Annotated in this window: 10 protein-coding genes; 5 read left to right on the forward strand and 5 right to left on the reverse strand. The window is 50.8% G+C overall.

The genetic code is table 11. From position 1 onward, the window contains the following. Positions 1-61: 61 nt before the first annotated feature. The 3 genes from ACO05E_RS16685 (at position 62) to pdxB (ending at position 4,179) form a co-directional block, all read left to right on the forward strand. Entirely contained in the window at positions 62-1,006 is a 945-nt protein-coding gene (locus ACO05E_RS16685) for a hypothetical protein (protein ID WP_419810621.1), read from the forward strand. Positions 1,007-1,105: 99 nt separating this feature from the next. Continuing rightward, entirely contained in the window at positions 1,106-2,698 is a 1,593-nt protein-coding gene (locus ACO05E_RS16690; RefSeq protein ID WP_419810622.1) for a SulP family inorganic anion transporter, read from the forward strand. A gap of 332 nt (positions 2,699-3,030) precedes the next feature. Further along, positions 3,031-4,179 carry a 4-phosphoerythronate dehydrogenase PdxB gene (pdxB, locus tag ACO05E_RS16695; protein ID WP_419810623.1) on the forward strand — a complete coding sequence of 383 codons (1,149 nt, stop codon included), beginning with the start codon at positions 3,031-3,033 and terminating at the stop codon, positions 4,177-4,179. An 18-nt stretch (positions 4,180-4,197) separates the two neighbouring features. Here the strand turns inward: pdxB and ACO05E_RS16700 are convergent, their stop codons facing one another. The 4 genes from ACO05E_RS16700 to ACO05E_RS16715 all read right to left on the reverse strand — a co-directional run bounded on the left by ACO05E_RS16700 (position 4,198) and on the right by ACO05E_RS16715 (position 8,442). Beyond that, on the reverse strand, positions 4,198-5,478 hold the full coding sequence (locus ACO05E_RS16700) for an alpha/beta fold hydrolase (RefSeq protein ID WP_419810624.1): 1,281 nt from the start codon (positions 5,476-5,478) through the stop codon (positions 4,198-4,200). A gap of 221 nt (positions 5,479-5,699) precedes the next feature. Further along, positions 5,700-6,326, reverse strand: a complete 627-nt coding sequence (locus tag ACO05E_RS16705; protein WP_419810625.1) for a hypothetical protein — start codon at positions 6,324-6,326, stop codon at positions 5,700-5,702. 100 nt (positions 6,327-6,426) lie between these two features. Then, positions 6,427-7,329 carry a carbon-nitrogen hydrolase gene (locus ACO05E_RS16710; protein ID WP_419810626.1) on the reverse strand — a complete coding sequence of 301 codons (903 nt, stop codon included), beginning with the start codon at positions 7,327-7,329 and terminating at the stop codon, positions 6,427-6,429. 3 nt (positions 7,330-7,332) lie between these two features. After that, on the reverse strand, positions 7,333-8,442 hold the full coding sequence (locus tag ACO05E_RS16715; RefSeq protein ID WP_419810627.1) for an agmatine deiminase family protein: 1,110 nt from the start codon (positions 8,440-8,442) through the stop codon (positions 7,333-7,335). Positions 8,443-8,645: 203 nt separating this feature from the next. On the opposite strand from ACO05E_RS16715, the gene ACO05E_RS16720 reads away from it, so the two are divergent. Both ACO05E_RS16720 and ACO05E_RS16725 read left to right on the forward strand, forming a co-directional pair. Further along, positions 8,646-9,893, forward strand: a complete 1,248-nt coding sequence (locus tag ACO05E_RS16720; RefSeq protein WP_419810628.1) for a lipoprotein-releasing ABC transporter permease subunit — start codon at positions 8,646-8,648, stop codon at positions 9,891-9,893. After that, a complete protein-coding gene (locus ACO05E_RS16725; protein WP_419810629.1) occupies positions 9,886-10,593 on the forward strand; it encodes an ABC transporter ATP-binding protein in 708 nt (235 codons plus the stop codon). Before ACO05E_RS16720 ends, ACO05E_RS16725 begins: the two co-directional genes overlap by 8 nt. A gap of 58 nt (positions 10,594-10,651) precedes the next feature. On the opposite strand, the gene ACO05E_RS16730 is transcribed toward ACO05E_RS16725, so the two are convergent. Further along, on the reverse strand, positions 10,652-11,176 hold the full coding sequence (locus ACO05E_RS16730) for a DUF2062 domain-containing protein (RefSeq protein WP_419810630.1): 525 nt from the start codon (positions 11,174-11,176) through the stop codon (positions 10,652-10,654). Positions 11,177-11,263: the final 87 nt, after the last annotated feature.

Genomic DNA, 11,263 nt, shown 5'->3' on the forward strand with positions numbered 1-11,263 from the left:
TGCGGATAACAAAGGGAGTTATTAATATCAGCCGTCTTTCTGATTAAAATAAGGATGTTTTATGTCAGCTCTTCTGCGCTGCCTGACTCTGGTTGGCCTGTTTATCACCTCTAATGTATTGGCTCATGACCTGACGCCGTGCCAACAAAAAAGCAAAGCCGTTCTCGAAATCATCAACAAGGGAACACCATCCGCCGCCTGGAATCAGGAGTTGATCACCCTGGCGAAAGGCTCAGCCATCAATAGTGACTGTAATCACTGGCAATACAATATTCTTTATGGGCTTTCTGGCAGTCAGTTCCCGACGGGGGATTATCGTCGTTGGTTATTCGCTCAACTGGATGTGGTTGAAGCGCAGGAGCTCGACACCTTAATACCTAAAACACTGGATTATGTATTTGCTGACCAGCAACAAGGACAAGCTATTGCCTCAAGCGAGTGGCCGAAAATTCTTCAGGCGGTTGCCAGAATGCCAGCGCAGGATGTTGCTGCCTTGCCAGCGGCGCTGTCTCAACATACCGAGCAGCAGCCAGCTAAGAATGAAAAAGACAGCCATGGAAAACAAGCCGCGGAAACACTGACCCGCCAGTTGGATGAGCTGGCAGGGTTGGCAGGCTCTGAGCGTTTGGGTACACCACCACTCAATAAAGCGGATTGGCTTGGAATGATGTTAAAGGCTATTGCAGTGCGCCAACCAGAATTGATGGTGGATTACTACAACAAGCAGGGGGCTCAGCTGGATAAGCCGCTTTATCTGCTGAAACCTGTAACCCGCTATTACCGCTATGTGGTTAAAAACAACCAAAATGAGTTGCTGCCTGCTGCTGACCAAGCCCTGAATCAGCTGCTTGAACAACTGTCACTGAAGCGTGAATCATTAAACAGCAATAGCAAAACAACGCTGAAGCTTCTGGTGAGTGATCTGGAAAAAGCGGCGGCCAAACGCCCGGATCTTCAGCAGAAACTGGATGTCTTAAGGAAGGGTTATCCAGTTTTGAGTGAATAACGATCATTTCCGATTGAGCGACCTTGCTGGTATAGTCGCGCCCCTTGATGGCGGGGCGCTGGCCCTTGCAAAATACTCCAACAGAAGGGAACTTCTCTGATGTTATTGCTGCGCGAATTTATGCAGACTTTTTCTCCCAACCTGAAGAACGATACCCTGTCAGGTTTGACCGTTGCACTGGCGTTAGTGCCGGAAGCGGTTGCTTTTGCTTTTGTTGCCGGTGTGCATCCGTTAACGGGTTTATATGCCGCCTTTATGGTGGGGTTGATTACTGCTGTAATGGGCGGTCGTCCGGGTATGATTTCTGGTGCTACCGGTGCACTGGCGGTTGTTATGGTGTCTCTTGTGGCTGAGGCCGAGAGGAGCTTTGGTGTGAGTGGCGGGGGCTCAGGTACCGGCCCTCAGTATCTGTTTGCAGCAGTGGTGCTGATGGGCATTATCCAGATTGTGGCCGGGGCCTTTAAGCTGGGTAAGTTTATTCGTATCGTGCCATACCCGGTGATGCTGGGTTTTGTGAACGGTCTGGCGATTGTGATCTTTCTGGCGCAATTACCGCAGTTACAATCGGCAACCCCGGTTGGTAAATGGGGCTGGACAGAGGGCACCTGGCTGGCCGGTTCTGAACTTCTTATTATGCTGGGCCTGATTGGCCTGACCATGGCGATTACGCACTTCCTGCCTAAGATCACTTCGGCGTTCCCATCGGCGCTGGCGGGGATTCTGGCGGTATCCGGTATTGCTTTATTTGCCGATCTGGATACCAAAACCGTTGGTGATCTGGCCTCAATCGCTGGCGGTTTACCGGATTTTGGTATTCCGAATGTGCCGCTGAACATGGAAACCTTCTGGTTTATTCTGCCGTATTCGGTCATTTTTGCCGCTATTGGTTTGATTGAGTCGTTATTAACGGTCACCGTGATTGATGAGATGACCAACACCCGTGGTCGTGGCAACAAAGAGTGTGTCGCTCAGGGCAGTGCCAACCTGGTAACGGGCTTCTTTGGTGGCATGGGCGGTTGTGCCATGATTGGTCAGAGCATGATTAATGTCAGCTCGGGTGGTCGTGGTCGCTGGTCGGGTATCGCTGCGGCGCTGTTCCTGCTGAGCTTTATTCTGTTTGCCTCGCCGCTGATCGAGCAGATTCCGATTGCGGCATTAACTGGCGTGATGTTTATGGTTGTGATTGGCACTTTTGAGTGGTCAAGCTTCCGTATGCTGGGCAAAATACCGAAACAAGATGCTTTTATCATTGTATTAGTATCCGGTGTGACCGTGGCGACTGATCTGGCGATTGCAGTGATTGTGGGTGTGATTGTGGCAGCGCTGGTATTTGCCTGGGAACACGCAAAACACATCAGTGCGCGCACTTTGATCCAGGAAGATGGCGCGAAAGTTTATGACCTGTTTGGCCCGTTATTCTTTGGCTCGGTATCGGCGTTTAAGGATATTTTTGATCCGGAGAATGACCCTGAGGTTGTAATTATTGAGTTCAAAAACTCACGCGTGGCTGACTCCTCTGCGATTGAAGCCATTGATACCATTGCTGAGCGTTATATTGCCGCGGGTAAAGAAGTGCACTTGCGCCACTTATCGGAAGAGTGTCGTGTGCTGCTGAATAAAGCCGGTAATTTGTGTGACGTGAATGTGATTGAGGATCCTAATTACCGCGTAGCCACTGATAAGCTGGCTTAATGCTCGGGAATCTCGGCAGGTCTCTGGATTCTGTTTCGAGAACAGCGACAGGATGTCGCGGAAGGATCGAAGGCACAAGGATGTGCCTTCGATCCGGTGGCAGAAACAGAATGTAGAGATCTGTTTTTGTACCTAATGCATATCGGAATCAGCCCGACCACCTCTTTAGCCGCCCGCGCCGAAGGTACATCCATGTACCTGCCGCGCTATCGCAACATCCTGTTGCTGCTTTTAAAGAAGTGGCCGGACTGATTTTGAAATGGCAGCAAAATTTGCCTCCCTGCAATCCTCCTGCAACAATACGCCTCCCATAAAGACAAAGGCTTGCCGCCGTGCACATCGTTGCTGACGAAAATATCCCTCTGATTGAAGAATTCTTTGCCGATATTGGCTCTATTACCCGGGTTGCCGGACGCACTCTGACGGCTGACGAGTTGAGTGACGCCGATGTATTGCTGGTTCGTTCCGTCACCCAGGTGAATGAAGCTTTATTGGACGGTACGCCAGTGAAATTTGTTGGTACCGCAACGATCGGAACCGATCATATTGATCAGAGCTATCTGCAGCAGCAAGGGATTGGCTTTGAAAGTGCGCCGGGTTGTAACGCTCAGGCCGTTGTCGATTACGTATTAAGTGCATTAAGTGTGCTGACCGACGCGCGCGGTATTGCGTTTACAGACTTAACCGTTGCCGTGGTTGGTGTTGGCAATGTTGGTTTATTGCTGCGTCGTCGCTTGGAAGAAATGGGATTAACTGTGCTGGCTGTTGATCCGTTTAAAGACCCGCAAGAGGTTGGTGAGCTGGTTCCTCTTGAAGAAGCATTAAAGGCCGATGTGATCTCGCTGCATACGCCGCTGACTCGTGACGGTGAGCATGCCACACATCATTTGATCAATGCTGAGCGCCTGGCTGAAATGAATCCGAATGCTTGCCTGATTAACAGTTGTCGTGGTGGCGTGGTTGATAATCAGGCATTGCTGGCTCATATGAAAAGTCACCCGGAATTTGAGTCGGTATTGGATGTTTGGGAAAACGAGCCTGAACTTGATCTTAATCTGATGCATCGCTGTATGTTGGCAACGCCACACATTGCCGGGTATTCGCTGGATGGCAAGATGCGCGGTACCGAGTTTGTTTACCAGGGATTGTGCGAATTCTTTGGTTTGCCGGTACGTCGTAAGCTGGCTCAGTTCTTACCGGAGCCGGGCATTAAAATGGTGTCGTTCAGCGATCAGGTGCCTAAATATCAGGCATTACGAACGGCCATACGGGCAGCGTATGAGATTCGGGTGGACGATGGTGTGATGCGCTCAGCCATGGTGAAAGCGGCCGCTGGCAGCTTGCGCGAAACCTTTGATCGCTTACGTAAGCATTATCCGTTACGACGCGATATCCCTCAGTTAAAGGTTCAGGTTCCGTCTAAATGCCACGAACTACAAAACCGCCTGACTGCAGCGGGATTTGACGTTCGTAGCAAATAAGCGGGGAAGGTCAGCGGCTCAGGCCAGCTGACTCTCGATCAGGGATTCATGGTCTGAATCCAATGGTTTATCACACACCATCAGCAGGTGTTCTTGTAAGTAAGTCAGTAGGGCGTCCGCTGCTTTCAGGTCACGCTGGATAATCAGGCAGCGCAAATGGCGTTTATCCCGTTCCATAATCCGCACATGGTAGTCGTTAGCGGTTTCAGGAAGAGCAAGATATAACGACTGGCAATTTTCGTTCAGTGTCAGATCACTTGTGACCAACTCCAACTCACACCCGGAAAAATTAATATTGCGGATTCGCACGGTATAACTCAGATCGGTTTCCCGGTCGTGCAGCTCAAATGGCTGTTCCAGCGGGCGCTGACGTGATTGTAGTCGCTGTTCACCCGGGTCATAAGCCAGTGGATTATAGACAGAGACGCCATCAATGCTCTCAATCTCTTCTCCCAGCATATAATTGTGGAACAAGGTGCAAGCGGCTTGCTGGCGTTCGAACTGCGCCAGATGGTCGGCGTTGTGGATTACGGCAAAGGTCGCTGCCTGACACTGTCTGGCAACCGCAGCATTTTCAGAGGGTAGGGTGAAATTATCGAATTCGCCGGTCGCAATCAGTGTCGGACACTGAGGGAATCGTTCAAACCCGGAGAAATTCAATAATCGCTGGGTGTTCTGAATGTAGCGCTGTTGCTCGTTTGGATTTAGTCGCGCAATCTGGCGATACATCGCTTTGCGATAGGTTGGGCTGACTTCTGTTTCTGATAGCCGGTTATGATTGATCAGGTTACAAACAGCCGTTGCGGCAAAGGCTTTCATATCGCCTTTGCCGAGTAACGATAGGCTGTCTTCCAGTAAGGTAATCAGGCTCTCGCGACGAAAGCAGGTGATGCCAGACAGTAGCAGGCGTTCAATTTTTTCCGGGTATTGCGTGGCGAACAGGGTTGCCATCGCCGAGCCGTAACTGACGCCCAATAAGATAACTTTGTTTATGTGCTGAGCATCTAAGAACTGAGCAATCAGATCGCCATAATCGGCAAGTGACAACTCCGGGGCCAGCTGTTCATTGCTGCCCTGGGAAGGAAAGTCGGCCAGGATAACCGGGTGGGTGGTGTAAGCCAGCTCGACCTCATTCTGAAATGAAGTAAAGCTCTGAAAAGCGCCTCCCAAAAAAACAACCGGCGTTTTGTGGCGATGTTGCGGAAGACTGAACGCTTTATATTCAACCCGGTAATTACCCAGTTGCTGAATGTTGGGTGGCGTACGGAGATCCGGTGCTGCAAAGTTGGAAAACTGCATACTTTGGGTTCTCTGGTGAGTCATGTTTATAGTTATTGTGCTATCGACCTTACTGGATTTTACGGCAAATGACCAGACGTAGTACGGCCCAGAGAGAAATGCAGAAATCGGTTTAAGCTATTGAAATTAAAGGATTAAAATTACTTATGTATCAGTTTGAGCCATCTTTTTTAAGGTGAAACGATGAGGTTTTTGCAATAAATTGGTTCTTTCGTTCCAATTTATTGTGGGGCGTTTAGCTGAAAATCAATACGATCCGGGGTGATATTGATTTGATACTCACCACCTGGGGTTGAAAAACTGTCGCTTGGGTAGCCATTGTTGTTTGGGATTGAGAAAACAAAACTTCCCGGAGAGCTGCTGATGCCAGTGCCAATGGGAGGAACAATAGATTCAGGAATCAGGGAAGGAAAGGCCGGGTTGTTCAGATCAATGCTTTCGCCGGTCAGAGCCTGTAGTTCAATGGAAGCCGCTTGCAGGGCTTCATTGCGACTGGCCTGTAACGGATCAAGCGCCGGTGACTGGAAGTTGTAAATCGCCTGATTGGCCAGCTCGTTATTAAGTCGCTCACCAAGGTATTCATCGCTAATCGGCAGGCTATCGAGTGGCTCCTGAGTCTGTGTTGCCAGTTGTTCACCCTCTGAAAAATCGTCTTCCAGTGGTGATACTTTAATAACACGTTTTTGGTCGCTCGAAGGTTGTGCGGCTTCCCGCTTACGAATAATCACCGTGGTATTTTCGATGTAAGAATCGGTCAGTTCTTCGCTGGGAATTTCACGAATATCAGCCCAGGTGGAGGGTGATAATGCGACGCCAAGTAATGCGCTGAGAGCCAGTGTGTGTTTCATGGTGATTACTCGCTAGGATATTGTTTTTATCCTAGCTCGCTATGGGGTGATCACAAGGCTCTTTCACGCCAATTCCGGCTCTTTACTGCGCTTGACGTTTTCAGCGGTAACGCTTCAGTAAATCCGCATAGGCATCAATGCGACGATCACGGAAATAAGGCCAGATACGACGCAATTGCTCGCTGCGGTTTAAATCAACGTCAGCCACCAGTACGGCTTCTTGTTGGTGATTGGCGTGTGCCAGAAATTCACCCTGGCCGCCGCAGATAAAGCTGCTGCCCCAGAAGTCGATACCAGCGGTTACCTGGCTTGGGTCTGCTTCATAGCCGATGCGATTGATTGCAACAACCGGCAGGTTATTCGCAACCGCATGGCCGCGCTGAACCGTGATCCAGGCTTCCTTCTGACGCTCATTTTCGGCGGCTTCTTCCTCTGGCTCCCAGCCAATCGCGGTTGGGTAAATCAGAATGTCGGCATCCGCTAATGCCATCAGGCGTGCTGCTTCGGGATACCATTGATCCCAGCAAACCAGAACACCCAGTTTACCAATGGATGTCTCGATGGGCTGAAAGCCCGGTTCTTCAGCATCGCCCGGAATAAAATAGTACTTTTCATAAAATCCCGGGTCGTCCGGAATGTGCATCTTGCGGTAAAAACCAGCCAGCTCTGTGCTGCGGTCGAAGACGATGGCGGTGTTGTGATACACCCCTTTGCCACGGCGCTCAAAAATAGAGCCAACAATCACAATGTTCAGCTCAGCGGCCAGTTTTCCAAGTAATTGTGCGGTTTTACCGTCTAAGGTTTCGGCCAGATCAAACAAGTCAGCAGCCTGATGCTGGCAAAAGTACGGCCCGGCATGCAGCTCTTGCAGGCAAATGAGCTCAGCGCCCTGGTCGGCTGCCTGGCGAACCAGCTGAGCGGTTTTGTTCAGTGTGGTGGTCTTGTCCTGAATAAATGCCTGCTGCAATGCGGCCACTCGGATGTTACGTGCGGTATAAGTCATAAGTCAGGCGTTCTCAGCAGGTGTTTGGATAAGAGACGTCGGTGCTTCGAAAAGAGATGTCTCTGTATGAATTTGCATGGTCAGGCAGTGCAATGATCCGAACTGTTCAATAACCGGGCGACAGTTGATGGGATAAATCTTACGCTGCGGAAAGGCTTTGACGATTTGATCCAGCGCCTGCTGGTCTTGATCGCAACCATAAACCGGCAGCAGCACAGCATCGTTAATGATCAGAAAGTTAGCGTAAGTGGCTGGCAGACGTTCGCCGTCCTCATTAAATTGTGGGGCAGGCAGGGGCAGTGGAATCAGGCGATAAGGCTCGCCATTATGCTGACGCAACTGCTGCAGTTCCTGCTCCATCGCATGCAGTGAAGCAAAGTGGGCATCTTCCTCGTCAGCCTGGCAGTAAGCAATGGTATCTGCTGAGCAGAAGCGGGCCAGGGTGTCGATGTGAGCGTCGGTATCGTCACCGTCGAGATGGCCGTGCTGCAACCAGAGAATGCGGTTAAACCCCAGCTCCTGAGCTAGTTTTTGCTCGATCTGCTGCTGACTCAGCTGTGGGTTGCGGTTTGGGTTCAACAGGCATTGCTGGGTGGTTAACAGCGTTCCAGCGCCATCACTTTCCAGGCTGCCACCTTCCAGCACCCAGTCAGACGGAATCAGACTGTCGGCCACAAAAGCTCCTTGCTGATGCAAAGTGGCGGTAATTTGATTGTCGAGATCATGAGCGTATTTATTGCCCCAGCCGTTGAACTGAAAATCGACTAGCGTCAGTTGTTGGTTTTGATAACAACTGATAGGGCCGTGATCTCTGGCCCAGGTGTCATTGTTATCCACCCGATAAATGGTGACTTGCGGCTGCTGTTTGTAATAGTTGCTCAGACGCTCTGTATCCTCATCATTACCGCAGGCAATGATCACATTCTGATGATTGCTGATGGCAGCAACAATGGCATGAAACACCGGTTCAACTTGGGGCAGGATTTCTCCCCAGTCGCTTTGTTGCTGTGGCCAGGTCAGTTGTACCGCAACCTGAGGCTCCCATTCCGCTGGCATACGTCGAGAGGATGCCGAGGTGTTCGTTGCTGGGCTATTAATTGCTGGGCTGTTCATTACAGAAGTCGCGGATAGCGTGTCGTTCAAGAATCGGATCTCTTTGCAGTTGGATATCGTTATAGCGCGAATTTTAGTGCTGAAATGTGTTGTCGAGTAGCGCTTTGTGCAAATTTTTGTCGAATGCTGATCTCAGGTGTCGCTATCGTTGACGATGTCGGGCAAACTGCGCCCTTTTAATATTCAGCGATCGCTTATTATCAATGAAGGTTTTCCAGTCTTTGCCCTTATGGATAGGGCTCCGCTATCTTGCTGCCAAACGGCGCAATCATTTTATTTCGTTTATTTCAGCGTCTTCCATGGTCGGTATGACTCTGGGGGTGGCCGTACTGATTCTGGTGTTGTCGGTGATGAACGGCTTCGACCGCGAATTGCGCGAACGCATTCTTGGCATGGTGCCTCATGGTGTGTTGTACGAGCGTGGCGGCATTAATGACTGGCAGGCGCTGGCGCAACAGGTTGAAGAGCAGCCCGGTGTGGTAGCTGCAGCACCATTAACCCGGTTGCAGGGAATGTTGGGTTACGCGGGCCGGGTGCAAGGTGTAATGGTGACAGGGATTGATCCGGCGGCAGAAAGCCGGGTGTCCATCCTGCCGGATCATATTACTGACGGTGAACTCGAGGCATTACAACCCCGCAGTTACGGTGTGTTGCTGGGTGAACTGTTGGCCCGGCGTCTGAATGTGGTTGTCGGCGACAAAATCACGCTGATGCTACCTGAAGCAACGCTATCTCCGGCGGGGGTGATTCCACGCATCAAACGTCTGAATGTCGTGGGTATTTTCTCGGTCGGTGCAGAGCTGGACGCCAATCTGGCGGTGATTCATCTGGCCGATGCCGCCAAACTAGCACGCCTGAAATCTGAAGCGCAGGCACTACGGGTAAAATTCGACAATCTGTTTGATGCCCCGCGGGGAATCTGGTCAATTGCCAGCAAGCTGGATGGCTATTTTACCGGCAGTGACTGGACCCGAACTCATGGCAATTTATTTCAGGCGATCAAGCTTGAAAAAACCATGATTGGCCTGTTGTTGCTGATTATTGTGGCGGTTGCCGCGTTCAATATTATTTCGACATTGGTGATGGTGGTGACCGATAAGCAGGCTGATATTGCTATCCTGCGCACCATGGGCGCCAAGCCATCAACGGTGATGGCGATCTTTATGGTGCAGGGAATTTCGATTGGCCTGGTTGGAGTGGTGCTTGGCACCGTGTTAGGAGTTGCCGGGGCGTTATCCATTTCTGAATTAATTGCCTGGATCGAACAGGCCTTTGGCTTCCAGATTCTCAGCGCTGATGTCTACTTTATTTCTTACCTGCCATCACAGCTGTTGTGGTCGGATGTGGCGATTGTGACGTCAGCTTCTCTGACGCTGAGTTTTTTAGCGACCTTGTACCCATCTTACCGGGCGTCCCGGGTTCAGCCAGCAGAGGCGTTACGTTATGAGTGATTTTAATGAGAATAATCTGGCTCTGGACGCGCAGGGATTACGTAAAACCTATGAGTCCGGTCCGCAGCAGGTCACTGTATGGCAGGATGTTAATTTGCAGGTTGCTGCTGGTGAAAGCATTGCCATTGTTGGGGCTTCCGGCTCCGGCAAGACTACCTTGCTGAACGTGTTGGGTGGGCTGGATGAAATGGATGATGGGCAGGTTGCCATCGCCGGGCAGTCCATCAGTGATTTGCCAGAGAAAGAGCGCACGCGTCTGCGTAATCAGCATATTGGCTTCGTGTATCAGTTCCATCACCTGTTGCCGGAATTTTCGGCGCTGGAAAATGTCATGATGCCTTTGCTACTTGGCGGTATGAATCGTAAGGCTGCCACTGTTCAGGCAGAAGCCAGCCTGGTGCAGATGGGGCTGTCACATCGCTTGAGTCATAAGCCAGCAGAGCTTTCCGGCGGTGAGCGTCAGCGTACGGCCATTGCCCGGGCATTGGTGAATAAGCCACGACTGGTGTTGATGGATGAACCAACAGGCAATCTGGATCAACAAACTGCGCAGCAGGTAGAAAATGCCATGCTGGAACTGGCGAATGCGTCAGATACCGCCTTTGTGATGGTGACGCACGATGTTGAACTGGCAAAGCGTATGAAGCGCCGTTATCTGTTGTCTGATCAGACACTGCAACTGATGAGTGAAGACGACTAAAAGTCAGGGGGAGAGCCCCGAACACTCCTCTGAGCATTTCTGACCTCAAAAATCCTGATCAGGAGCGTCGCTCGCGATTGATGCGGCGCTTCTGCCAATTGCTCAATACATGCATTCGCCACGCGATATGAATGCCGAAAAACCCCAATACGCCAAGAAAGATACCGACTGTTAGCGAGCCAACAAACAATGGCTTCCAGATGGCGTTTAATTCGGTTAATACCCAATCCAGTGATAATTCAATGCTGAACTCTCGTACCGGGCTATCGAGCAGCCAGGTGCCGAAGATGTAAGTGCCATAAAACAGCGGAGGAATGGTGAATGGGTTGCTGATCCACACCAGGCCAACCGAAATCGGCACATTGCCATTGATGTAGAACGCTAGGAAGGCAGCAATCACCATCTGAAACGGCAGTGGCAGAAAAGCCGCAAATAAACCCACCAGAAATGCCCGGGCTACCGATCGACGATTCAGGTGCCACAGGTTAGGCTTGCTGAACAGTGGCCGCAAAAAGCCCAGGGACGGATTGGCTTGTACCTGCTCCGGCGTTGGAAAAAACTTTTTAAGTAACTTTTTTGGCATGACCCGCGGCTCAAAAACAACCTACCGGCAGGGGCCGGATTCTGAGCGCGGATTATGCCGAGTTAAGTATCAAAATACCAGTGACTG

The organism is Bacterioplanoides sp., assembly GCF_965226395.1.
GTDB lineage: Bacteria > Pseudomonadota > Gammaproteobacteria > Pseudomonadales > Oceanobacteraceae > Bacterioplanoides.

Excerpts from the sequence above, each read along its gene's own strand:
- ACO05E_RS16685 (WP_419810621.1), top strand. The coding sequence starts at position 62 with ATGTCAGCTCTTCTGCGCTGCCTGACTCTGGTTGGCCTGTTTATCACC.
- ACO05E_RS16690 (WP_419810622.1), top strand. The coding sequence starts at position 1,106 with ATGTTATTGCTGCGCGAATTTATGCAGACTTTTTCTCCCAACCTGAAG.
- ACO05E_RS16700 (WP_419810624.1), bottom strand. The coding sequence starts at position 5,478 with ATGCAGTTTTCCAACTTTGCAGCACCGGATCTCCGTACGCCACCCAAC.
- ACO05E_RS16705 (WP_419810625.1), bottom strand. The coding sequence starts at position 6,326 with ATGAAACACACACTGGCTCTCAGCGCATTACTTGGCGTCGCATTATCA.
- ACO05E_RS16710 (WP_419810626.1), bottom strand. The coding sequence starts at position 7,329 with ATGACTTATACCGCACGTAACATCCGAGTGGCCGCATTGCAGCAGGCA.
- ACO05E_RS16715 (WP_419810627.1), bottom strand. The coding sequence starts at position 8,442 with ATGAACAGCCCAGCAATTAATAGCCCAGCAACGAACACCTCGGCATCC.
- ACO05E_RS16720 (WP_419810628.1), top strand. The coding sequence starts at position 8,646 with ATGAAGGTTTTCCAGTCTTTGCCCTTATGGATAGGGCTCCGCTATCTT.
- ACO05E_RS16725 (WP_419810629.1), top strand. The coding sequence starts at position 9,886 with ATGAGTGATTTTAATGAGAATAATCTGGCTCTGGACGCGCAGGGATTA.
- ACO05E_RS16730 (WP_419810630.1), bottom strand. The coding sequence starts at position 11,176 with ATGCCAAAAAAGTTACTTAAAAAGTTTTTTCCAACGCCGGAGCAGGTA.